We start from the raw sequence: 22,223 nt of genomic DNA, 5'->3' as shown, positions 1-22,223 counted from the left end.
CTGGACCAACAACCACCTCCAAGGCAGAACCCGAACCAGCCACCTCACCCGACTACAAGCCGCCCTCGCCGCCTAACAAATAAGCCAGCAGAGTCAGGCGCCCACCACGCCCGACGATCGCCGCCCACGCAACGCGTGCGCAGTGACCCAGACCCGCGCGCGGTCGTGCACACGAACACCGCCAGCCGCCAGCGCCACGCCAGGCACCCCACCGAACTGCGCCACCCAGCGGATCCCTCTTAAACCCATGCGAAGCCGTAAAAACGCCCTTGACTATCAACCCACAAACAAACCACGGCAGGCTTCGTCGGGACCGGCGCGTACCGTCAGCCGCGTGATGACTGCGTTGGCGATCCAAGCCCAGTTCACGCAAGCGGCGGACAACGCGGAGTTCCCCGATTTCAACAACGGCTACTACTACCCGGTCGACGCGCGACTGCATCTGATGCGGGATCCGGGGCGATGGGCGATGGTCGTCGAGCTACTCGGCTACAACCCGCGCGGCGGCAACCTTCTCGATGTCGTGCACACCTTCGGCAACTGTCTTACGAGCGGTGAGCCGGGCTTCGGCGGGGACGGCGGCTTCCTGGAGCGGGTCGAGAACATGGACGAGGCCGAGAACGACGAGGAGACCTACACGGGGACCTACACCGGAGCCGGGTTCGTCGTACGCGGTCGGCGGCTCCTCGTCGATGCTCCGACCGGAACGCCGATGGAGCAGGCTCTGCGCCTGCTCGTCCCGGCGCACCGCGATCTACTCCTGGCCGACACCGCCGAGTTGTACCGGCGGCTGCCCGGGGACCTGCCGGTGATCCTGACCCTCGACGAATGGCGCCATCCGGAAGGTCTGATGGACGACTTCGCCGACGAGGTGGATGCAGACGAGACTTTCCGAATGCTCGCCGAGGTGCTGGAAACGGGCGACACCGCGCGCTACCGGCCGCAGCGTGCACCGAACACCCACTGGTCGAACTGGCCGGAGGCCGGGACGCTCTGAACACGGCACCGGCTTTGAACTGGTATTGCGGTTTCCGTCACGAACTCCCGCGGGCGTCCCAGGCCGCGAACAGCGCCCGCTCCTTCTCCTCGCCGAGCCCATGCGGCCGGCGCGGCTGATACGAGCGCCGGACCGTCCCGCCGTCGGCCGCCATCCAGGCCCAGGTGTCCCGCACCGTCTCGCGCAGCGGACGACAGCGCAGGCCGGCTGCCTCGGCCCGGGAGGTGTCCGCGTCCCAGGGCACGTCGCCCGGCGGGATCCAGATCGGCAGCTCGCTCCAGAAGCCGACGTCGGGCTGCTGCTCCAGGAACGCGCCGTCGACCCACTCCAGCTGTGCCGCGGAGCCCGTGGCCTCGATGCAGGCTTCGAGGAGTTCGCCGTAGGTGGAGGCGTTCGAGGGGGTGCCGGCGACGATGTAGCCGCCGGTCAGGCCCTGGTCGATGGCGCCGAGGGTGAACCGGGCGATGTCGCGGACGTCGATCGGGTTGATGAGATAGTCGGGCTCGCCGGGAGCCAGGGTTCGCAGGTCGCGCGTGGTGCCTGCGGCAGCCATACGGAGCAGGAGCGAGGGCAGGCGGCCGACGTCCTCGTGCGGGCCCAGCAGCAGGCCCAGGCGCAGGGACAGCGCGCGGCCGGGGAAGTCGCGCTCGACGACGCGCTCGCAGCCGGCCTTGAGGGTGCCGTAGTCGCCGTCGTCGGCGACGGCGTCCGGGGAGCAGTCGTGCAGCGGTGAGTCGTCGGCGACGGCGTGGGTCGGCCAGGCGGGGAAGACGTTGATGGTCGACATGAACACGTAGGTCGCCGCGCGGTCCGCGAGGGCCCGGACCGAGTCGCCGACGATCTGCGGGACGTAGCCGGAGGTGTCGACGATCGCGTCCCAGGGGCCGTGGTCGGCCAGGCGGGCCAGGTCTTCCTTCGACTCGCGGTCGCCGCGCACGGCCTCGACGCCGGGGACGTCCGGGGCGGTGCGGCCGCGGTTGAAGACGGTCACCTCGTGGCCGGCCGCCAGAGCCTCGGCCGCGACGGCCCGGCCGAGGAACGCGCTGCCGCCGAGTAGGAGAAGTCGCATTCGCCCACCCTCGCAGGGCGCGGAGGTGGGGGCCACCTCTGTCTGCTGACAGCGTAGGAGCTCTTACAGCGTAGGAGTGCCTACAGCGTCAGCTGGGTGATCGTGTAGATCAGCAACCCGGCCAGCGCGCCGACCACCGTGCCGTTGATGCGGATGAACTGCAGGTCCCGGCCGACCTGGAGCTCGATCTTGCGGGAGGTGACCTCGCCGTCCCAGGCCGCGACGGTGTCGGTGATCAGGGACGTGATCTCCTGGCGGTAGGTGGTCACCAGGTGCACCGCCACCTCGCGGACCCAGCCGTCGGCCTTCTCCTGAATGGTGGTGTCGGTCTCCAGCCGGTGCCCCAGGCTCTGCAAGCCCTCGCGCGCCCGGATCTGCAGGTCGCTGCCCGGGTCCTCGGCGGCCTCTATCACCGCCTGGCGCATGGCGGTCCAGCCGGAGCCGACCAGGCCCTGCAGCGCGGGGTGGTCCAGGAACTCGGTCTTGAACTTGTCGACGCGCGCCCGGGTCGCCGGGTCCGTCTTCAGTTCCTCGGCGTAGTCGGCGAGGAAGCGGTCCAGCGCGCCGCGCACCGGGTGGTGCTGGTCGTCGCGGACGCTGCCGGCCAGCTTCACCAGCTCGCGCTGGATGCGGCGGGCGACGGCGTCGTCCAGGAAGCGTGGAGACCACAGCGGGGCCTCATTCGAGACCGCGTTGTTGATCGCCTCGGGGTGCGCCTCCAGCCAGTCGTGGGCGCGCGCCGCGATCATGTCGACGACCTGGTGGTGGTTCCCGGACTCGGTGATGCGCTGGAGCAGTCCGCCGAGCGGGGTGGCGACGTCGGCCTTGGCCAGCCGGGTGGTGACGGCCTCGCCGAGGATCTTCTGGATGTCCTCGTCGCGCAGCACGGTCAGCACGCCGCGCACCGCGGTGGCCAGTTCCTTGGTGACGCGCGCGGCGTTCTCCGGCTGCGAGAGCCACTGGCCGGTGCGGCGGGAGATGCCCAGGGCGGACAGCCGGCCGCGGATGACGTCCTCGGACAGGAAGTTCTCGCCGACGAACTCGCCCAGGCCCTCACCGAACGCGTCCTTGCGCTTGGGGATGATCGCGGTGTGCGGGATCGGTAGGCCCAGCGGGTGCTTGAACAGCGCCGTGACGGCGAACCAGTCGGCCAGGCCGCCGACCATGCCGGCCTCGGCGGCGGCCTGGATGTAGCCGGTCCAGCCGGTGACGCCGTGGTTCTGGAGGATCTTCATGGTGATGTAGACGACCGCGGCTCCCAGCAGGAACCCGGTCGCCACAGTCTTCATGCGGCGCATCCCGCGGCGCTTTTGCAGTTCGCTGGGGGTCAGCGGTTCACTGGGCCGCGCTTTCGTCACGATCGTCATTGTGGCCCAGCGAGCGGACTTGCGCCGAGCCAACGGCTCGATAGCGGTCCGGGTCGCAGGTGAAGATGATGATTTGGGTGGGTTCGGGCGTGCTTCCGGCGCCACCGGCGTGGCTGAGCAGCGCGCCGAGCCGGCTGCGGCGGCCGGGGTCGGCGGCGCCGAGCGCATCGTCGATGATCACCGGGACGCCGCCGTCCGGTCCGACCAGCGCGGCGCACGCGAGGCGCACGCACATCGCCACAGCTTCGCGCGCGCCGGTCGAGAGCTCGGCGTAGGGGTCGGTGCGGCCGTCGAGGGTGCGGGCGGCGATGCGCAGGTCGGCGTCCACGGTGACGCCGAACGTCGCGCCGAACACCAGGCGGCCGAAGCGCTCGACCTGCTCCTTGAACGGGCCCTGATAGGCGCGGGTGGCCTCGTCGCGGCGGCGCAGGAGGGTTTCGTGGAGCAGCTGCGCGGCTTCGGCGCGGGCGGTGACGGAGGCTAGGTCCCGCTCGGCGGCGTCGCGGCGGGCCTCGGCCTCCCGGTGCCGGTCGGCGAGGTCGTCGCCGACGGCGTCCAGGCGTCCGGCGAGGTGCTGGAGGGCTTCGCGGGTGTCCTTGATCTCGGACTCGGTCCGGGCCACGACGTCGCGGGCGTTGCGCAGCAGCAGCTCGACCTGCTCGGGCTCGGCCTCGCGGTAGGCGGCCTCGTGCGCGGCGCGGTCCTGGACGGCGCTCGCGTGCGCCTTGGCCGCGTCGGCGTCGCGCTGCTCGACGACCGGATCGGCGGCGGCGAGCCGGGCCTGGGCCAGCCGGGCCGCAGCGGCCTCGTACTCGGCGGCCAGGTACTCGGCGCGCCCGGCGAGCTTCTGGGCGTCGGCAGCGAGCTCGTTGGCCCGCGCCTCGGCCAGCCGTCGGGCGTCGGAGGCGCGCTCCAGGTTGGCGGCGGTTTCCTCGGACTCGGCGCGGCGCAGCTCGGCGACGGTGTCGGCCTCATCGCGATCGACCGGCGGCAGGACGGAGGGATCGCGGCGATCGAGGTGGTCGGCGATGCGCGCCTCAAGCCGCGCCTGCTCATCGGCGAGCGCGGCAGGGTCCTTGCTCAGTTTCTCGCGCGCGGATTCGGCGGCGGACAGCGCGGCGCGCGCCTCGACGTGGCGCTGGAGGCGCACGCGGGCGGAGGCGAGGTCGCGGACGCCGGCCTGGAGGCAGAGCGTGGCGAGGCTCGCCTCGGCGGCGTCGAGTTCTGCGCGGAGCTCGCGCTCGCTGGCGCCGGGGGCGAGGGTGACGCGGAGGATGCCTTCGGCCTCGATGACGAGGTGGTCGGTGATGCGGCGGACGAGGGGGTCGGCGAGTGGCTCTTCAAGCACCACAGCAGTCGGCGTCGCAGCATGGTGGGAGGCGGCGGCGCGCGCCTCGGGGACTTGACCGAGTGATTCGCCTTCGCTGCTGCGAGCCTCGGGCACGGCCGCCGGCGCATCGGCCGCCGACACCGTCACGACCGCACTCCCCAGCCGCTCGACACGCACCGTGGCGGCGGCGACCTCGATCGCGGTGCGGGCGTCGCGGACGCTGCGGTCGGCCTGGTCGATCGCGTCGACCGCGCGGTCGTCGATCTCGGTGGCGGCGGTCTCGGCGGCGGCGAGCTCGACTTCGCGGTCGGATTCCGCGAGGGCTTCGCGGTCGGTGCGGACGCGATCCAGTTCGTAGGCGTCGCGCATCCAGCGGTAGTCGGCGTCGGCTTCCTGGTAGCGGCGCAGCGCCTGGCGGTGTGCCTCGTCGGCGGTGCGGTGCATCGCCAGGGCGGCGTCGCGGCGGTCGTCGGCTTCGGTGCGGAGTTCGGTGTGCGCGGCGATCTGCTTGTCGAGCGTGGCGAGTTCGTTCTGGTAGTCGCTCACGCTCCGCACCAGCGCCTGCCGCGCCTCCCGCGCGCCGGCGGCCAGCTCGGCGTCACGCGAGGCCCGGTCCACCAGCGCGTCGGCGCCGTCGCGGCGGGCCCGCAGTGTCTCCACATGCTTGGCACGCTGCCCGAACTTCTCGACGTCGCCGCGGTCCGTCAGCAGCCGCTGCTGCAGGTCCGTCAGGCGCGCGGTCAGCTCGCCGTGGCGCTCGGTGTCGGCTTCGACGCGTGCCAGCGTCGCCGCCAGCTCCGCGGCCTCGGCGGTGGCGGTGGTGGCGGCGTCCAGTTTGGTCCGGTACTCCCCCGTCGGCTGGTGGTTCTTCGCGGTGAAGTAGCGCGCGAACTCCTTCTCGACGCGCTGGACCAGCGTGTCCTCGCCGGCCGCGCCGAGGCCCGGGGCGCCGCCGGCGGCGGCGTCCAGGGCCGCGCGCAGGGAAGCGCTGCCGGCGATGCGGTCGACGTCGAAGGGCTTGTCCTGCAACACACGCAGGGCCTTGAACAGGTCGTAGTCCGTGGCCTGATTCAGGATCGCCAGGACCCGCTCGTGCGCCTCGCGCCCGGTCAGCGTCTCCGGGGACGGCGCCAGGATCCGCAGCTCGGTCAGCGGACGCAGCCAGCGCTTGCGGTACACCACGTGGTACCCGCCGACCCGGAACTCGGCCTCGACCTCGGGGCTGGCGTCGCTGTGCCGCGGCTTGACGGCCCGCACCGCCTCCTTGCGCGAGGAGTCCAGCTCGTCCAGCAGCAGCCCGAAGGCCTCGATGGTGCTGCTCTTGCCGGACTCGTTCGGGCCCTCGACCACGGTCACGCCGTGCTCGGCGAACGTCAGCTCCCGGTCGGCGACGCCGCGGAAGTCGGTCAGCCGGATCCGCAGCAGCCTCACGAAGCCCTCCCGGAGAGCGTGACGAGCAGCGCCAGGGCATCGGAGGCGCGGCGGGCGGCGTCCTCGTCGGGCCCGGTGGCCAGCTCACGCAGGTCGTCGACGGCGCGCGCGGCGAAGCCACTCAGGCCGAGTGCTCCGAAGTCGGCGTCGTCGGGGCGCACCTCCAACCGCGAGCGCGAGGAGTCCACCACGGCGGCGAACAGCTCCTCGCTGCTGCGGCGCAGGTCGTCGTAGGCCGCCTTGTCCGAGACCGACAGCACGCCGCGCAGGAGCAGCTTCACGATCGTGCGTTCCTTGTCCGGCAGCGCGTCCAGGAGTTCGCTCAGGGCCGTGACATCGGCGGCGCCGTTCAGCTCGATCTCCACCGAGCGGAAGTTCCAGGTCGCGACCCGGTGCTTCGTCACCACCGGCGGTCGGGAGAGATCGGCTTCGTCGATCTCGACCACCAGCACGTTGCCCGGGTCCGTCTCCACGAACGCCGTCGGCTCCGGTGCCCCCGAGTACCACACCCGAGGCGTGACCTCAGTGGTCGAATGCCGGTCACCGAGCGCGACGTAGTGCGCCTTGCCCGCCTCCAGCGCGGCGCGCACGCCGGCGATCCGGATCAGTGCCACCGGGTCGGACTGCGGGGCGACCGCGTCCACGGCGCCGTGGCCGACCGCGACGCGCACCACGCCCGGGGGCGCCGGGTCGAGGGCGGTGAGCAGGTCGCCGAGCAGGTCCGAGGTCGGCCGCTTGGAGCGCCACGGCGCCCCCACGACTTCGAAGCCGGGGCGTACCTCGACCGGCTGCTCGTCGCGCAGCACCACCACGTTCTCCGGGTACGCCCGCAGGAAGCGCTCCGAGTCCCAGATCGAGGCCGCGTTCAGCGGATCGTGGTTGCCCGGTAGCAGGAACACCTTCAGGGGCAGGCCCTTCAGCTTCTCCATGGCCTGTCGCACCGTGCGCGCCGACTCGGTGTTCGTCTCGAACACGTCCCCGCCGACCAGCACCGCTTCGCAGCCCTCGGACACCGCCAGGCGGCCGAGCGTGGCGAGGACGTCACGCCGCGCGGCGTCGAACTGGCCCTGGCGTTCGGGATCCAGGAACCGGCGGCTCATGCCGAGCTGCCAGTCGGCGGTGTGCAGGAATCGCATAGAGGTCCACCGTAGACGGTGGGACCGTCAGCCCGTGGCGGAACCGACGGTCAGGACTGGACCCGCCAGCCCGACGCGGCCAGATCCGCCGACAGGCGGTCGGCCACGGCCGGGTCGACCAGCAGTTCCACCAGACCGGCCTCGCGGCCCGGGGAGTGGTCGATGCGGACGTCCTCGATGTTCACCCCGACGCTGCCGGCCGTGGCGAACAGCCGCGCCAGCTCGCCGGGGCGGTCGGAGATCAGCACCGGTACCGCGGTGTAAGAGGCCGAAGCCGCTCCGTGCTTGCCGGGGATCCGGGCGTGGCCGGCGTTGCCGCGGCGCAGCAGTTCGGCCAGGTCGGTGGCGCCGCGCTTGGCGGCGTCCGCGTCGGAGCCGGCCACGGCGCGCAGCGCCTCGACGGCCTCGTTCAGGTCCGCGGCGTAGGCGGCCAGGACCTCGGCGATCGCCGGGGCGTTGGCCGAGAGGATGTCCTCCCACAGCTCCGGGGCGCCGCCGGCGATGCGTGTCAGATCCCGGATACCGGTACCGGAGATGCGCACCGACTCCTCGCGGGCGTTCTCCAGGCGCGCGGCCATCAGCGCGGCGACCAGGTGCGGGGCGTGCGAGATCAGCGCGACGGCGTGGTCGTGCTCCTCGGTGTCCATCACCACCGGCACCGCGCCGCACAGCGAGACCAGCTCCAGCGCCTGGTTCAGGGCGTCACGGGACGTGGTCGGGCCGGGTGTCAGCACCCAGGGACGCCCCTCGAACAGGTCGGCGCGGGCGGCCAGCGGGCCGGAGCGCTCGCGGCCGGCCAGCGGATGACCGCCGATGAAGCGGCTCAGGTCGGCGCCGGCCTCCTCGGCGGAGCCGTGCACCAGCGCCTTGACCGAGGCCACGTCCGTGTAGACCCGGGCCCAGTCCTCGCGCTGCGCCTCGGCCAGGATGCGCCCTATGCGCGCCGGCGGCACGGCCAGGATGGCGACGTCCACGGGCTGGGTCGGGCGTCCGTTGTGGCCGGCGCCCAGGGAGGCCGCGGTCCGCGCGGCGGCCTCGTCGGTGTCGCTGAGGTACACCTCGATACCGCGACGCGCCAACGCCAGGGCGATGGACGTGCCGATGAGTCCGGTACCGACGACGAGGGCGGAGCGCATAAAAGCAACCCTATCGGCCCGACAGGCGAACTACTGCGCGATGTCCTTGCGCAGTGCCGCCGCGCCACCGAGGTAAACGTGCTGTATTTCGTGCTTGCCACGCAGCGTCTCCACGTGCGCCAGCAGCCGGACCACGCGCGGCATCGCGCCGGTGACGTCGATCTCCTGCGCGCACATCAGCGGCACGTCGACGATGCCCAGCTCGCGCGCGGCCAGCGCCGGGAACTCGCTGTGCAGGTCCGGAGTCGCCGTGAACAGCATGCTGATCAGGTCGTCGACGGCGAGGCCGTTCTGCTCCATCACCCCCTTGACCAGCTCCGTGGTGCCGGCCAACAGGTGGTCCCGGTCATCGAGGTCCAGCTGGATCGCGCCTCGTATCGCCCGCACTGCCATGCGACCACTTTACTGATCTGTACCACCCTACGAAGATCTGCGGCCTACGCCGGAGAGTCGAAGCTGTGGCCGCAGGGGTAGGTCATGCCGGTCGGCAGGCTGTCGCTGCGCAGCAGCTCGAAGCGCTCCCGGGTGCCCGCGTCGTTCGGGGTGTAGACGGTCATCCGGGTCTCCGGGGTCGCGGCCACGTCGAACGTGGTGACCACCACGTTGAGCTCGCCGATCGCCGGGTGCCGGAAGACCTTCACCCGGACGCCGCCGTCGGCCACGCCGTGCTCGGCCCACAGCTCGGCGAACTCCGGGCTGGCCGCGCACAGCCGCTTCACGAACTCCTCCCAGGCCGGCTCGCCGACGTGCCGGCCGTAGCGGGCGCGGAAGTTCGCGACCATCCGGGCCAGGTCCTCTTGGCGGTTCACGAACGGGTGGCAGCACTTGGGGCTGGTGAAGCACGACCACAGGGAGTTCCGCTTGTCCTCGGGCAGGTTCACCAGGAACGGGAACAGCAGCGCGTAGGGGCGGTTCCAGGCCAGGATGTCGTTGCGGCCGTTGATCACCGAGGCCGGCAGCGGGTCCAGGCCGTCCAGGATCTGCTGGACCTCCGGGTCCAGGCGCCGGCAACCGGTCACCGCGGGCACCGCCGGGACGTCGGCCAGCTGGTACAGGTGCTCGGTCTCGGCCGGGTCCAGGCGCAGGGTGCGGGCCACCGCGTCCAGTACCTGGACGCTGGCGTTGATCTGGCGGCCCTGCTCCAGCCAGGTGTACCAGGTCACCCCCACGCCGGCGAGCTGCGCGACCTCCTCGCGGCGCAGGCCCGGGGTGCGGCGCCGGGTGCCGGTGGGCAGGCCGAGGACCTCCGGGTCGAGCCGCTCGCGGCGGCTGCGCAGGAACGAGGCCAGCTCCGAGCGGCGCACCGGTCCTGCGTCCTTGGCCGGAGTCCTGCTCTGAGTCCTGCTCATGGTCGCCTGTGGGAGGGAAACGTCTATGCTCACACCACCATGATGCATCTTCGGACATCCTGGTGCCAGGTACTGCTGGTAATAGGATAACTAGACTCCTGGTACCCCCATAAAACTGCGCGCATCCTGGTGTTGTGACCAAGGGTTTGAATCAGACACAGCCGATGAGCGCGTCCGGGACCGGACCGAACCAGATGACGACTTCTGCCGGCGCGGGTACCGCGACGTTAAGCCCGCCAAGACACCAGCGTACGCCGGGCGCTGCGGACGCCCCGGCCGGCAACCGCCGGTCGGGGCTGATCCTGGCCACCATCCTGGTCGGCTACTTCATGGCGCTGCTGGACGGCTCCATCGTCAACGTGGCGCTGCCCAGCATCCGCGAGAAGCTGCACGCCAACGGTGCCAGCCTGCAGCTGGTCGCCGCCGGCTACATCATCGCCTACGCGGTGCTCCTGGTGACCGGGGCGCGCCTCGGCCGCATCCTGGGCCACGAGCGGCTGTTCAAGGCCGGACTGGCCGGCTTCACCATCGCCTCGCTGGCCTGCGGCCTGGCCCAGAACAGCGGCGAGCTGATCGTCTTCCGGGTGATCCAGGGCATAGCCGCGGCGGTCATGCTGCCGCAAGTGCTCAGCCTGATCCAGCAGAACTTCCAGGGCGAGGCCCGGGCCAAGGCGATGAGCGCCTGGACCGCGGTACTGGCCTCCGGGATCGTGGTCGGGCAGGTGCTCGGCGGCGTGCTGGTGACCGCGAACCTGTTCGGGTGGTCGTGGCGGCCGGTGTTCCTGGTGAACGTGCCGATCGGGATCGTGCTGTACATCGCGGCGCTACGCTCGCTGCCCTCGGTGAAGCCGCAGAACACCGCGGCGCAGAACAAGGTGGACCTGGCCGGCGTGCTGACCCTGTCGCCGACCATCCTGGCCCTGGTGGTGCCGCTGGTGCTGGGCCACGACGAGCACTGGCCGATCTGGGGCTGGGTGCTGCTGGCCGCGACCGTGCCGCTGCTGGTGCTGTTCCTGGCCGTCGAGCGCCGGGTGGCGCGCCGCGGCACCCCGCCGATCCTGCCGGGCCGGATCCTGTCGATGTCCGGGATGAAGCCCTCGCTGGTCGTGATCTTCCTGGTCATGACGGTCTACGCCGGCAACCTGTTCGCCACCGCGATCCACCTGCAGGGCGCGCTGGGCTTCAGCGCGCTGAAGACCGGCCTGGCCTTCGCCCCGTGCGCGGCCTCGTTCGGCCTGGTGAGCTACTTCTGGCGGAACATCCCGGCGCACCTGATCCGCCGGCTGTCGGTGCTCGGCCTGCTGGTCGGCGCGGCCAGCATGGTGGCGCAGATCTGGATGTTCAAGGACGGCGGCTACGGCGGCCTGTGGTTCTACCTGAACCAGATGGTCTTCGGCCTGGGCATCGGCATCGGCAACGCCCCGACGATGACGCTGGCTCTGATGCGGGTGCCGGTCACCGACGCGGCCGACGCCTCCGGCACGCTGGCCACGAACGCGCAGCTGGCGCAGGTCGTGGGCATCGCCTCGCTGGGCACGCTGTACCTGACGGTGGCCGCCGGGCACGCGGTGCACTCCGCGGGACACGCCATGGCCTACCTGTCGGGCGCCGGCGTGGTGGTGACGCTGGTGGCGGTGGCGTTCTCCTTCCACCTGTACCGGCTGGACAAGCACGAGCGGGCTGCGAAGGCTGTGGCTGCCGCGGTGTGAGTGCCTGAAGTACTGAAGTAAACGCGAAGCGCCCCCGGATGATCCGGGGGCGCTTCGCGTTGGTCGTGTGTTTTCTACTGTTTCTACTGTTTCCTACGTCCTAGAGCCCGACGGACTTGTAGATCGCGCCGACCTCTTCCTTGTTGAGCGGACGCATCCGCTCCGGCTTCTGGTCACCGAGCGAGATCGGCCCGAACTTGGTCCGCACCAGGCCGCGCACCGGGAGGCCGACGGCGTCCATGATGCGGCGGACGATGCGGTTGCGGCCCTCGTGGATGGTGATCTCCACCAGCGCGTTGCGGCCCACGGAGTCCAGGAGGCGGAAGTGGTCCACGCGGGCCAGGCCGTCCTCCAGGTCCACGCCCTCGCGCAGGCGGCGTCCCAGGTCCTTCGGGACCGTGCCGTAGACCTGCGCGCGGTAGACCTTGCGGATCTCGTAGGAGGGATGCGCCAGGCGGTGCGCGAGCTCGCCGTCGTTGGTGAGCAGGATCAGGCCCTCGGTGTCGATGTCGAGGCGGCCGATGTGGAAGAGGCGCTCGTTGCGGCCGCGGACGTAGTCGCCGAGGTTGGGGCGGTCCGGGTCGTCCATCGCGGAGACCACGCCGACCGGCTTGTTGAAGGCGAAGTGGACGATGCCCTCGGCGGTGGAGATACGCATGCCGTCCACGCGGATCACCGCGGTCTCGGGGTCCACGCGCATGCCCTGGTGGCGCACGATCTCGCCGTTGACCTCGACGCGGCCGGCGGCGATCAGGTCCTCGCTGACCCGGCGGCTGCCGACGCCGGCCTGGGCCAGGACCTTCTGGAGGCGGACGCCTTCTTCGTTGGGGTCGGCGAAGGGGTCGTAGTCGCGCCAGTCGCGGCCGCCGGAGGCTGCTCCGGTTCCTGCGCCGGATCCAGAGCCGGCGCCTGCTCCTGCGGGGCGGGCGCTGGACTTGCCGGGGGAACGTCCACCGGCGGGGGCGGGCTTGCGTCCGCCGGATCCCGCGCCGGTCTGCCGAGAGCCCGCGGAGCCGCCGGAGCCGGATCCCCGGGATCCGCCGGCGGAGCCGGAGCCGCGGCCTCCACCGGACTTACTGGGCTGGGAACGGCGAGCGGGGGTGTTCATGGCAACCATTGTCCCCTATCTGGGACCCCCGCTCGTCCGCCCTTGTTCAGAGCAGGCTGCACGCCCGAAGTTGTGCCGACCGGGCGGCCGTTCAGCTCTTGATGATGGAACCGGTGAAGTCGGTGTCGTTCTCGTACACGCAGGTGATGTCGTGGTAGCCCTGCGACCACGTGTTGCTGTCGGCGAAGAGCATGCTCGGCTGCGCGTTCTGCGGGAGCTTGGACTGGTCGACCTTGGTCTTGGCCGCGCTTTCGCAGAGCGGCTGGGCGGTGGTCGTCAGCTCGTCGTCGGTCGGAGCCACGGAGGTGGCGCCGGGGTAGGTGAAGCTGTAGAACGCCTGCGCGTTGTGGGGCTGGGTGCAGGGGATCGCCTTCACCGAGGCGAAGCCGGTCGCGGCGTCCGTCGGCTTCTCGTAGCAGTCGCCGGCGTGGAGGCTGACGGCGTCCAGGGTGCCGGCCTTGCTGATGGTGCCGGAGGCGTCGCGGTGGGACTTGTGGGCGTTGTTGACCAGGTAGCTGATGCCGCCGCCGATCACGATGGCGGCGACCACGCCGAGCCGGACGTAGAGCAGGATCGGGCGGCGCTTGCGCTTGGGGGCCGGGCCGTAGTCGGCGGGGCCGCCGTTACCGTACGGGTTCTGCGGGGCCTGAGCGTAAGGGTTCTGCTGCTGGCCATACGGGTTCTGTCGGCCATAGGGGTTCTGCGCCTGCGCCGCCCCATAGGGCATCTGGTCCTGAACCGGCGCGTAGTTTCCGCCGGGACCAGATATGCCCTGGTAGGGCGGCTGGTTGGTTTGAGGTTCGGTCATGGCGGGAAGAGTAGTGGGCCGCGCCGACAACGTATTGCTCACTTGACACAGAGATGATCGATGCCTGATTCGTCCGGGTATCGGTGTCGGTCGAAATGCCGTCACCGGCGCGGATGAGGCCGGTGTGTCAGGCCAGCGACTCGTTTTCCTCCATCGACTCCACCGACGGCAGCAGCGGCGCCAACTCCGGCAGTTCGTCGAGGGTGCGCATGCCCATCTTCTCCAGGAAGAGGAGCGTGGTGCGGTAGAGGATGGCGCCGGAGTCCACGTCGGTGCCGGCCTCCTCGATCAAGCCGCGGGTGAGCAGCGTGCGCATGACGCCGTCGCAGTTCACGCCGCGCACGGCGGAAATCCGCGACCGGCTGACCGGCTGCCGGTACGCGACGACGGCGAGCGTCTCCAGCGCCGGCTGGCTGAGCTTGGCCTGCTGACCGTCGAGCACGAACTTCTCAACGAGCGGCGCACACGCCGCGCGGGTGTAGAGGCGCCAGCCACCGGCGACCTGCCGAAGGTCGAAACCACGCTGCTGCTCGGTGTACTCGGCAGAGAGCTCGTGGAGGGTCTGGACGACCTCATCGCGCGGCCGCTCGGTGATCTGCGCCAGGACCACGTCCGCGACCGGCTCCTCGACCACCAGCAGGATGGCCTCCAGGCACTGGCGCAGCGGCGGGAGGGGCGCCATGTCGGTGGAGAGCTGCCAGGTGGCCTCGTCGTCGAGGGCGGCGAGGGAGGGCTCGGCGGGAGTGGCCGCGGCGGGCTTGGCCTCGGTGCGCGGAGACGGCAGCGGGGACTTGGACTCGCTGCGCGGGGCGGGGAAGCCGGTGGCAGGGGTGGGAGGCGCGGCGGGCTCGGCGGCAGCAGGAGTTTCGGGAGAAGACTCAGCGGCGGCCTTGCGGAGCACAGGAGCCCCAGCGGCAGGCGGTGCGGCGGGCTCAGCGGCGACCGAAGTCTCAGCGGCAGCAGGCGCATCGGCAGCAGCGGCTGGCTCGGCGGCGGAAGCTTCGGCAGCAGGCGCATCGACTACAGCAGGCGGCTCGGCGGCCTGGCCGGCGGCGGGCTCGCGGGCAGCCGAAGCCGCGGCAGGCGTCTCAGCCGCAGTCTTGCTGGCAGCGTTGTTGGCAGTGGCATCGGCGGCGGTCTCGCCCTCAGCCTCAGCGCCCGCGTCGGCGGCGGCGTACTCCGGGCTCTCGTACTCCCAGTCGTCGCTCATTCCTGCTCTCCCGCTTCCCACTCTTCGTCCACTGCTTCCAGCTCGGCCTCGCCGTCGGCCTGCTCCTCGTCCGCCGGGGCGCTGCGGTCGAATTCGTCGACCGCGACCTTCAGGTCGCCTTCTTCGGTGCCGGTCCAGGAGACCGTCAGTTCGGCGAAGGCGTCGGGCTGGTCGAACATCACGGCGGCCTCGCGGAAGAGTTCCAGGAGGCCGAGGAAGCGCGCCACGATGGTCAGGGTGTCTGGGGCGTCTTCGCAGAGCTTCTGGAAGGAGGCTTTGCGGAACTCGCGCATCTTGGCGATCAGGACTGCCACCTGTTCGCGGACGCTGACCTTGCTGCCGTGCAGGTGTGTGACCGAGACCTCTGGCGGGGTCTTGGGGGTCATGGCCTTGATCGCGAGGGCTGCGAACTGCTCGGGGGTGAGGTTGATGATCACTTCGGGGAGCAGGTCGGCGAAGGACGGTTCCAGCTTCACCGAGCGCGGGAACATGCGGCCGGCGGCGGCGTGGCGGCGGCCGAGGTCGGTGGCGACCTGCTTGTAGGCCTTGTACTGGAGCAGGCGGGCGAACAACAGGTCGCGCGCCTCCAGCAGGGCCAGGTCGCCCTCGTCCTCGACCTCGGCGGCCGGGAGGAGGCGCGCGGCCTTCAGGTCCAGCAGGGTCGCGGCGATGACCAGGAACTCCGAGGCCTGGTCCAGGTCCCAGGAGTCGCCCATGGCGCGGATGTAGGCGATGAACTCGTCCGTGACCTTCGACAGCGCCAGGGTGGTGACGTCCAGCTTGTGCTTGGCGATCAGGCCCAGGAGCAGGTCGAAGGGGCCCTCGAACTCCGGAAGGCTGACCTGGAAGCCCTCGACGCGGACCGCGGTGTCCTCGGTGCCGGCTGGAGCTTTCTCGGCCGGAGCTTTCTCGGCGGGAGCAGCCTCGGCCGCAGCGGCATCGGACGTGCCGGGAGTGCTGGACGCGTCCGCCACGTCCCCCGCACTCGCCGCATCCGCGTCCGCCGCGGCTTGGTCCACTTCCAGAGTCACGCTTGCACTCTAGCGGTCACCCGCCGGCGGACAGCCGCTTGACCAGGATGCTGTCCCGCCCGCGCGCGTCGAGGTCGGCCAGCAGCGCGGCCACGGCCTCGCGCACGATGCGCCCGCGGTCCACCGCCAGGCCGTACTCGCCGCGCAGCATGATGCGCGCGTGCTCCAGGCCGATGAGCTCGTCCGGGGACACGTAGACGGTGATCTTCTCGTCATGGCGCTCGCGGCCGCTCGGCCGGCGCGGGGCCGTGACCTTGCGGGTTTGAGCCGACGGAGCCGGCGGGGCGACTTCCGGTGCCGGAACCGCCGGCTCAGCCGCCGATGTCGCCGAAGCCTGCACCGCGGCCGCCGCCTCCTCGGCGGAGACCGCCGGCGCGGGCACCGTCTTGCCCGGCGCCTTCGGCCCGGCCGCGTCGGACGCGACCGGAGTGTGACCCCGGTCGCCGCGGTCGCCCCGGTCGCGGGCCGGCGGACGCTCGGCGCTCTCGTCCTCGCGGGCCTCTCGGCCCTCGCGCACCAGGGTGCCGTTGCCGGCGGTGGTGCGGAACAGCTCGTCAGCCGCGGGCATCCTCACCCGGCGTGGCACCGGACCAGAACCTCCCTCGCCAGCTGGCGGTAGGCGGCGGCGCCGACCGATGCCGAGGCGTACGAGGTGATGGGCTCGCCGGCGACGGTGGTCTCCGGGAAGCGGACGGTGCGGCCGATCACGGTGTGGAACACCTGCGGGCCGAAGGCCTGGACCACGCGGGCCAGCACCTCGCGGCCGTGCACGGTGCGCGCGTCGTACATGGTGGCCAGGATGCCGTCGAGCTCCAGCTCCGGGTTCAGCCGCTCGCGGACCTTCTCGATGGTCTCGGTCAGCAGCGCCACACCGCGCAGCGCGAAGAACTCGCACTCCAGCGGGACGATCACGCTGTGCGCGGCCGTCAGCGCGTTGACCGTGAGCAGGCCCAGCGAGGGCTGGCAGTCGATGATGATGAAGTCGTAGTCCTGCATCACCGGCTTGAGCGTGCGCGCCAGCGCCGACTCCCGGGCGACCTCGGTGACCAGCTGCACCTCGGCGGCCGACAGGTCGATGTTCGACGGCAGCAGGTCCATGCCCGGCGTCACCGTCTTGAGCAGCACGTCCTCGACGTTCACCCCGCGGTGCATCAGCAGGTTGTAGACCGTGCGGTCCAGCTCCATCGGGTTCACACCCAGGCCCACCGACAGCGCGCCCTGCGGGTCGAAGTCGACCAGCAGCACCTTCTGCCCGTACTCGGCCAGCGCGGCGCCCAGGTTGATGGTCGACGTGGTCTTCCCGACGCCGCCCTTCTGGTTGCACATCGCGATGATGCGCGCCGGGCCGTGCTCGACCGGGGGGCGGGGCACCGGGAACCGCGGCATCGGACGGCCGGTCGGCCCCACCCGCTCGCGGCGCTGCGTCGCCGGGTCCGGCGCGAGCGTGGCGGCGTAATCGGGGTCCGGCTCTATCTCCGCGTCCGGGTCGAACCCGTCCTGGTAGCGGAGTTCGTCCTCGATGATGCCGTAGGGGTCGTCGAACTCCACTCCGGCGCGAGTGGCGTCGGAGGTCTTGTCAGTCGTGTTCATCATGTCCTCGGAACGCTGTGGATTACGAGGAGCAGGCGTGATCCCCGTCTGAGACGCCATCGCGCCGGCGGAGCCGCCCTGGGCGGCGGAGGTCGGTGCTACCACCTGACCGGCGGCAAATGTCGACTCATTCACAAGTCGTTCTACCTCCTTACCGACTTGCCCACTCTCATCGCTGGAGTGACTCTATGGGCACGGTGTCATTACAGCAAGGCAATGAGACACACAGGGGTCGTTTCAACCCGGTTCCTGGCGGAAAACAGGAGATAAATCACCCGAACCGGTATGCGCAGCCGCTATCTGTCATCTCATATCAGGATGGTTGGTCACGGGTGTGTCACAGTACACATCCGAGCGCTCGCGAACACCCCGCGGACCGCGCTTCCCGAACGGTCAGCGTACCGCGATCAGCCGTTCAGGGCCCTGGGATGGCTGGTGGCGTACACCTCACGGAGCCGGTCGACGGTCACCCGGGTGTAGATCTGAGTGGTCGTGGCCGAACTGTGACCCAACAACTCCTGCACGGTGCGGATGTCCGCTCCCCCGTCGAGCAGATGGGTCGCGAACGAGTGCCGCAGAGTGTGCGGGGAGACCTTGCCGGCCAGGCCCACGCGCTCGGCCACGGCGCCGAGGATCGTCCACGCGCCCTGACGCGTCAGCCGGCCGCCGCGCGCGTTGAGGAAGAGCGCGCCGGCGGTGCCTGATCTGGCTTTACGCGCTAGTTCGGGACGCAGGCGGACGAGGTAGTCGTCGATAGCGCGGCAGGCGTAGGAGCCGACCGGGACTAGGCGCTGCTTGCCGCCCTTGCCGTCGAGGATGACCGTGCGGTCCTCACGGTCGACGTCGTCCACGTCCAGCGCCACGGCCTCGCTGACGCGCGCGCCGGTGCTGTACAGGAACTCCAGCAGGGCTCTGTCGCGCAGCGCCAGGGGCTCGTCGATCTCGGTCGCCGCGAGCAGCCGCTCGATGTCGTCCAGCGGCAGTGCCTTGGGAAGCCGCAGCGGCACCTGCGGCGGCGCCACGTCGTCGGTGACGTCGACACCGACCCAGCCTTCGGACAGCGCAAAGCGGTGCAGACCGCGCACGGCAGACATCGTGCGCGCCGCGGACGCCGCGGCGCCGTTCTGGAGGCTCGCGAGGAACGCGCCGATGTCCGAACGGTCGACGTCGCTGAGATTCGCACGCCCGCGCGCGTCCAAGAAAACCCTGTACCGTGCGAGGTCTCTCCGATAGGCCGCGAGCGTGTTGGCGCTCAGGCCGCGCTCGACCGACAGGTGCTCCAGATGGGCCTTGACACGGTATTCAAGCTCGTCGGACACGGGGTCACCGTACCCCGCGGGCGATCCATCAGGTTTCTGATGGGTTGACAGGTCGGGTGTCGTTCAGCTGATGTTTGTCAGTGGCTTTGGGGGCGGGACCTTACTTGTGGGGGTCCCATGGCGTAAAACAGTCGTTCCGGCACTGTGTCGGAAGTGCGTTCGTCACGCACTGATTTCTTGTGGGGGTTTCGGGCAAAATGGACTTCAAGCAACTCCAGACCAGACTCGGCCGTACCGGCCAGGTCTTCGTGGGCGGGGCACTCCTGGTCTTCATCTTGAGCTTCCTTCCTTGGTATTCGGCGTCGTCCAGCTTCGAGGGGCATACCTACTCGGGGCACCTCGCCGCCTGGCACGCGCAGTTCGGGGCCTGGTTCCCGGTCGTGCTCATCCTGGCGCTCGGCGTGGTGACGGTGCTGTGGGCCATTGACACGCTCAAGTGGTCGCAGCTGTTCGTGTGGGCCGTCGGTACCGCCACCGCGATCGTCGCGACGGTCATCATCCTCCTGCGGTGGATGACCTATCCGTCGGCGAGCGGTGCTGACGCGTTCGGCGGGTCCGCCAGCGCGGGCGCCGGCTGGGCGCTCTACGTCAGCGTCGTCATCACCGCGGCTATGGCAGTCTTCGGCTACCTCGGCTTCGTCGGCGCGGGCGGCGACATCAAGAACCTGGCCGCGGTGTTCCAGGGCGGGCCGTCCGGGCAGGGCGGCCAGGGCGGGCCGGCGGGCCCGACGTTCGACCCGAACCAGGCGCCGTACCAGGCACAGCCGCCCTACCAGGCCCAGCAGCCGTACCAGGGGCAGCAGCCGTACCAGGGGCAGGGTCAGCAGCAGCAGCCGCCGTACCAGGGGCAGCAGCCCTACCAGGGTCAGCAGCAGCCGCCGTACAACCAGCAGTGACCGAAGGTCTCTCGGGCAACCTTGATAAGGGCCCTGGCGCTTGCCAGGGCCCTTTTCGGCGCCGTTTGTAGAGTTACAGCGTCAGCGCGCCGACCGTCAGGCCAGCACCTCGTCCAGCTTCAGCGACGGCAGGCCGTGCGCCTCGCCGACCTGCGGGTAGGTCAGCTGGCCGGCGTGCGTGTTCAGGCCCAGGGCCAGGGCGTGGTCGCGCTGGCAGGCTTCCTTCCAGCCCAGGTTCGCGATCTCGACCGCGTACGGCAGCGTGACGTTGGTCAGCGCGTAGGTGGAGGTGTAGGGGACCGCGCCGGGCATGTTGGCCACGCAGTAGAAGACCGAGTCGTGGACCTGGAAGGTCGGCTCGGCGTGTGTGGTCGGGTGCGAGTCCTCGAAGCAGCCGCCCTGGTCGATGGCGATGTCGACGAGCACCGAGCCCGGCTTCATGCGCGAGACCAGGTCGTTGCTGACCAGCTTGGGCGCCTTGGCGCCGGGGACCAGGACGGCGCCGATGACCAGGTCGGCCTCCAGGCAGGCCTGCTCGATCTCGAAGGCGTTGGAGGCCAGGGTCTGGATCGAGCCGAACTGGTCGGCGTCCACCTGGCGCAGCCGGGCGATGCTCTTGTCGAGCAGCTTCACCTGGGCGCCCATGCCCTTGGCGATGACCGCGGCGTTGATGCCGGAGACGCCGCCGCCGATGACCACCACGTTCGCGGCCTGCACGCCGGGCACGCCGCCCATCAGCACGCCGCGGCCGCCGTTGGCCTTCTGCAGGGTGGCCGCGCCGACCTGGGCCGCCATCCGGCCGGCCACCTCGGACATCGGGGCCAGCAGCGGCAGCGAGCCGTCGGGCAGTTGCACGGTCTCGTAGGCGATGGCGGTGATGCCGGAGTCCAGCAGGGCGTCGGTGCACTCGCGGGAGGCTGCCAGGTGCAGGTAGGTGAACAGGATCTGGTCCCGGCGCATGCGGTGGTACTCCGCCGCGATCGGCTCCTTGACCTTCAGGATCAGGTCGCCGGTGGCCCAGACCTCGTCGGCGGTGGGCAGGATGGTCGCGCCGGCGGCGACGTACTGCTCGTCGGACAGGGACGAGCCGGCGCCGGCGTCCTTCTCGACGAAGACCTCGTGGCCGTTGCGGACCAGCTCGTGGACCCCGGAGGGGGTGATCGCGACGCGGTACTCGTTGTTCTTGAGTTCGCGGGGAACGCCGACCTTCATGGCGACCAGATCCTTCGTTCGGTTCGGTACGGAACCGACCTCGCTGTCGGCTCCGACGGTGCTCGATACAGAAATGCCAGATGCACCCGATATCGTGGTGAATGTGATCGAGTGACCGACTCGCGTCAAAGGCGATGTGGCGAGTGTATCTCCGAGCGACCGGTTGGATCGGTGACAGCGTGTCAAGCTGAGAGCCGGAAATCGTACGGGGTGACGGGCCGCCTGCCTTCCGTTCGAAGGTTGCCGAGGTCATCGGCCTCGGGAAGGCAGGCGGGTTGGGGTGGTCAGCCCTTGACGCAGACCACCTGCTTGAGCTCCGCGACGATCTCCACCAGATCGGTCTGCCGCGCCATGACCGACCGGATGTCCTTGTAGGCGCCGGGGATCTCGTCGACGACCCCGGGGTCCTTCCGGCACTCGACGCCCTTGGTCTGCTTCTTCAGGTCCTCGACGGTGAACTGCTTGCGCGCCTGGTTCCGGCTCATGCGCCGGCCGGCCCCGTGCGAGGCGGAGTTGTACGCGGCGTCGTTCCCCAGCCCCCGGACGATGTAGGAGCCGGTGCCCATGGAGCCCGGGATGATGCCCAGGTCTCCGCCGCCGGCCCGGATCGCACCCTTGCGGGTGACGAGGACGTCGACACCGTCGTAGGTCTCCTCCGCCACGTAGTTGTGGTGGCAGGAGATGGCCTTGTCGAAGCCGACCTTAGGGAACTCCTTACGTATAACTTCGGCGAAGAGCCAGAGCATCACGGCCCGGTTGCGCCGCGCGTACTCCTGCGCCCAGAACAGATCGCGCCGGTAGGCCGCCATCTGCGGGGTGTCCGCGAGGAAGACCGCGAGGTCCGGGTCCGGGAGGTCCTGGTTCTGCGGAAGCGTCCGCGCGACCTCGATGTGGTGCGCGGCGAGCTGGTTGCCGATGCCCCGAGAGCCGGAGTGCAGCATGAGCCAGACGGCGCCCTGCGCGTCGAGGTTCACTTCGAGGAAGTGGTTGCCGCCGCCGAGCGTCCCCATCTGCTCGGAAACCCGGCCCCGCTTGCCTCGGGCGACAGAGGGCTCAAGCTCGTCGAAGCCCTCCCAGAAGTCGTGCCACCCCCGCAGCGGCTTCTTGGCACCGGGCTCCTGCACGGCTTCGAGGCGCACGTCCTTGTGGTGCACACCCCGCCCGACCGGAATCGCCTGCTCGATACGCGTCCGCAGCTTGCCGAGGTTGTCAGGCAGCTGATCGGCCACGAGAGTCGTCTTGACCGCGGACATGCCACAGCCGATGTCGACCCCCACCGCAGCCGGCGACACAGCACCCTTCATCGCGATGACCGACCCGACCGTCGCCCCGATCCCGAGGTGCACATCCGGCATCACGGCCACGCCATGCGTCCAGGGCAGCGCCGCGACGTTTCGGAGCTGCTCCAGCGCCTGCGGTTCGACAGACTCCGGGTCGGCCCACATCCGGATCGGCGAGCTCTGCTCGGTCGATCCGGGAACTGTCGTGTACATGCTTCTACCCTGCCTCTTTCGCATTCGTGTTC

19 protein-coding genes are annotated in these 22,223 nt (G+C 70.4%); 3 read left to right on the top strand and 16 right to left on the bottom strand.

Annotated elements, in window-relative coordinates:
• Window positions 1–337 precede the first annotated feature (337 nt).
• On the top strand, window positions 338–997 hold the full coding sequence (locus ABH935_RS12300; RefSeq protein ID WP_370377976.1) for a hypothetical protein: 660 nt from the start codon (window positions 338–340) through the stop codon (window positions 995–997).
• 37 nt (window positions 998–1,034) lie between these two features.
• Here ABH935_RS12300 and ABH935_RS12295 read toward each other — a convergent pair whose 3' ends face one another.
• The 7 genes from ABH935_RS12295 to ABH935_RS12265 form a co-directional block, all read right to left on the bottom strand.
• Entirely contained in the window at window positions 1,035–2,066 is a 1,032-nt protein-coding gene (locus ABH935_RS12295; protein ID WP_370377962.1) for an NAD-dependent epimerase/dehydratase family protein, read from the bottom strand.
• Window positions 2,067–2,146: 80 nt separating this feature from the next.
• On the bottom strand, window positions 2,147–3,355 hold the full coding sequence (locus ABH935_RS12290) for a DUF445 domain-containing protein (RefSeq protein ID WP_370377961.1): 1,209 nt from the start codon (window positions 3,353–3,355) through the stop codon (window positions 2,147–2,149).
• A gap of 46 nt (window positions 3,356–3,401) precedes the next feature.
• A complete protein-coding gene (locus tag ABH935_RS12285; RefSeq protein WP_370377960.1) occupies window positions 3,402–6,194 on the bottom strand; it encodes an AAA family ATPase in 2,793 nt (930 codons plus the stop codon).
• Entirely contained in the window at window positions 6,191–7,330 is a 1,140-nt protein-coding gene (locus ABH935_RS12280; protein WP_370377959.1) for an exonuclease SbcCD subunit D, read from the bottom strand. The genes ABH935_RS12285 and ABH935_RS12280 overlap by 4 nt, the downstream gene beginning before the upstream one ends.
• Before the next feature lie 50 nt (window positions 7,331–7,380).
• Entirely contained in the window at window positions 7,381–8,466 is a 1,086-nt protein-coding gene (locus ABH935_RS12275; protein WP_370377958.1) for a prephenate dehydrogenase, read from the bottom strand.
• Window positions 8,467–8,496: 30 nt separating this feature from the next.
• The gene (gene aroH, locus ABH935_RS12270) at window positions 8,497–8,859 is read right to left on the bottom strand and encodes a chorismate mutase (protein ID WP_370377957.1); all 363 of its coding nucleotides are present in this window, start codon (window positions 8,857–8,859) and stop codon (window positions 8,497–8,499) included.
• Window positions 8,860–8,903: 44 nt separating this feature from the next.
• Window positions 8,904–9,848 carry a helix-turn-helix transcriptional regulator gene (locus ABH935_RS12265; protein WP_370377956.1) on the bottom strand — a complete coding sequence of 315 codons (945 nt, stop codon included), beginning with the start codon at window positions 9,846–9,848 and terminating at the stop codon, window positions 8,904–8,906.
• A 161-nt stretch (window positions 9,849–10,009) separates the two neighbouring features.
• Here ABH935_RS12265 and ABH935_RS12260 point away from each other — a divergent pair, with 161 nt between their 5' ends.
• Entirely contained in the window at window positions 10,010–11,524 is a 1,515-nt protein-coding gene (locus tag ABH935_RS12260; protein WP_370377955.1) for an MFS transporter, read from the top strand.
• A 100-nt stretch (window positions 11,525–11,624) separates the two neighbouring features.
• Here the strand turns inward: ABH935_RS12260 and ABH935_RS12255 are convergent, their stop codons facing one another.
• From ABH935_RS12255 to xerD, 7 genes are all read right to left on the bottom strand, one after another.
• Entirely contained in the window at window positions 11,625–12,632 is a 1,008-nt protein-coding gene (locus ABH935_RS12255; protein ID WP_370377954.1) for a pseudouridine synthase, read from the bottom strand.
• 91 nt (window positions 12,633–12,723) lie between these two features.
• On the bottom strand, window positions 12,724–13,440 hold the full coding sequence (locus ABH935_RS12250) for a septum formation family protein (protein WP_370377953.1): 717 nt from the start codon (window positions 13,438–13,440) through the stop codon (window positions 12,724–12,726).
• 127 nt (window positions 13,441–13,567) lie between these two features.
• Entirely contained in the window at window positions 13,568–14,650 is a 1,083-nt protein-coding gene (gene scpB, locus ABH935_RS12245; RefSeq protein WP_370377952.1) for an SMC-Scp complex subunit ScpB, read from the bottom strand.
• Window positions 14,647–15,681: a ScpA family protein gene (locus ABH935_RS12240; protein WP_370377951.1), complete on the bottom strand. Its 1,035-nt coding sequence runs from the start codon at window positions 15,679–15,681 to the stop codon at window positions 14,647–14,649. Before ABH935_RS12240 ends, scpB begins: the two co-directional genes overlap by 4 nt.
• Window positions 15,682–15,697: 16 nt before the next feature.
• Window positions 15,698–16,249: a hypothetical protein gene (locus ABH935_RS12235; RefSeq protein WP_370377950.1), complete on the bottom strand. Its 552-nt coding sequence runs from the start codon at window positions 16,247–16,249 to the stop codon at window positions 15,698–15,700.
• A 2-nt stretch (window positions 16,250–16,251) separates the two neighbouring features.
• The gene (locus tag ABH935_RS12230) at window positions 16,252–17,271 is read right to left on the bottom strand and encodes a ParA family protein (RefSeq protein ID WP_370341861.1); all 1,020 of its coding nucleotides are present in this window, start codon (window positions 17,269–17,271) and stop codon (window positions 16,252–16,254) included.
• Window positions 17,272–17,678: 407 nt separating this feature from the next.
• Complete coding sequence (xerD, locus tag ABH935_RS12225; RefSeq protein ID WP_370377949.1) at window positions 17,679–18,590, bottom strand: site-specific tyrosine recombinase XerD; 912 nt, start codon at window positions 18,588–18,590, stop codon at window positions 17,679–17,681.
• 197 nt (window positions 18,591–18,787) lie between these two features.
• Between xerD and ABH935_RS12220 the strand changes: the two genes are divergently transcribed.
• Entirely contained in the window at window positions 18,788–19,486 is a 699-nt protein-coding gene (locus ABH935_RS12220; protein WP_370377948.1) for a hypothetical protein, read from the top strand.
• 96 nt (window positions 19,487–19,582) lie between these two features.
• Here the strand turns inward: ABH935_RS12220 and ald are convergent, their stop codons facing one another.
• Together ald and ABH935_RS12210 are read right to left on the bottom strand one after the other, a co-directional pair.
• Window positions 19,583–20,698 (bottom strand): alanine dehydrogenase, encoded by a 1,116-nt coding sequence (gene ald, locus ABH935_RS12215; RefSeq protein WP_370377947.1) that lies wholly within the window; start codon window positions 20,696–20,698, stop codon window positions 19,583–19,585.
• A 284-nt stretch (window positions 20,699–20,982) separates the two neighbouring features.
• Window positions 20,983–22,191: an RtcB family protein gene (locus tag ABH935_RS12210; protein ID WP_370377946.1), complete on the bottom strand. Its 1,209-nt coding sequence runs from the start codon at window positions 22,189–22,191 to the stop codon at window positions 20,983–20,985.
• Between the last annotated feature and the right edge of the window lie 32 nt (window positions 22,192–22,223).

This window comes from Catenulispora sp. GAS73 (assembly GCF_041262085.1).
GTDB lineage: Bacteria > Actinomycetota > Actinomycetes > Streptomycetales > Catenulisporaceae > Catenulispora.
The sequence above is the reverse complement of the archived record's forward strand: the minus strand, read 5'-3'. Positions and strand labels throughout refer to the sequence as shown.

What these genes read in the sequence shown, in the direction of transcription:
- ABH935_RS12300 (WP_370377976.1), top strand. Translation starts at nt 338, where the DNA reads ATGACTGCGTTGGCGATCCAAGCCCAGTTCACGCAAGCGGCGGACAAC.
- ABH935_RS12295 (WP_370377962.1), bottom strand. Translation starts at nt 2,066, where the DNA reads ATGCGACTTCTCCTACTCGGCGGCAGCGCGTTCCTCGGCCGGGCCGTC.
- ABH935_RS12290 (WP_370377961.1), bottom strand. Translation starts at nt 3,355, where the DNA reads ATGAAGACTGTGGCGACCGGGTTCCTGCTGGGAGCCGCGGTCGTCTAC.
- ABH935_RS12280 (WP_370377959.1), bottom strand. Translation starts at nt 7,330, where the DNA reads ATGCGATTCCTGCACACCGCCGACTGGCAGCTCGGCATGAGCCGCCGG.
- ABH935_RS12275 (WP_370377958.1), bottom strand. Translation starts at nt 8,466, where the DNA reads ATGCGCTCCGCCCTCGTCGTCGGTACCGGACTCATCGGCACGTCCATC.
- aroH (WP_370377957.1), bottom strand. Translation starts at nt 8,859, where the DNA reads ATGGCAGTGCGGGCGATACGAGGCGCGATCCAGCTGGACCTCGATGAC.
- ABH935_RS12260 (WP_370377955.1), top strand. Translation starts at nt 10,010, where the DNA reads ATGACGACTTCTGCCGGCGCGGGTACCGCGACGTTAAGCCCGCCAAGA.
- ABH935_RS12255 (WP_370377954.1), bottom strand. Translation starts at nt 12,632, where the DNA reads ATGAACACCCCCGCTCGCCGTTCCCAGCCCAGTAAGTCCGGTGGAGGC.
- ABH935_RS12250 (WP_370377953.1), bottom strand. Translation starts at nt 13,440, where the DNA reads ATGACCGAACCTCAAACCAACCAGCCGCCCTACCAGGGCATATCTGGT.
- scpB (WP_370377952.1), bottom strand. Translation starts at nt 14,650, where the DNA reads ATGAGCGACGACTGGGAGTACGAGAGCCCGGAGTACGCCGCCGCCGAC.
- ABH935_RS12235 (WP_370377950.1), bottom strand. Translation starts at nt 16,249, where the DNA reads ATGCCCGCGGCTGACGAGCTGTTCCGCACCACCGCCGGCAACGGCACC.
- ABH935_RS12230 (WP_370341861.1), bottom strand. Translation starts at nt 17,271, where the DNA reads ATGAACACGACTGACAAGACCTCCGACGCCACTCGCGCCGGAGTGGAG.
- ABH935_RS12220 (WP_370377948.1), top strand. Translation starts at nt 18,788, where the DNA reads ATGGACTTCAAGCAACTCCAGACCAGACTCGGCCGTACCGGCCAGGTC.
- ald (WP_370377947.1), bottom strand. Translation starts at nt 20,698, where the DNA reads ATGAAGGTCGGCGTTCCCCGCGAACTCAAGAACAACGAGTACCGCGTC.
- ABH935_RS12210 (WP_370377946.1), bottom strand. Translation starts at nt 22,191, where the DNA reads ATGTACACGACAGTTCCCGGATCGACCGAGCAGAGCTCGCCGATCCGG.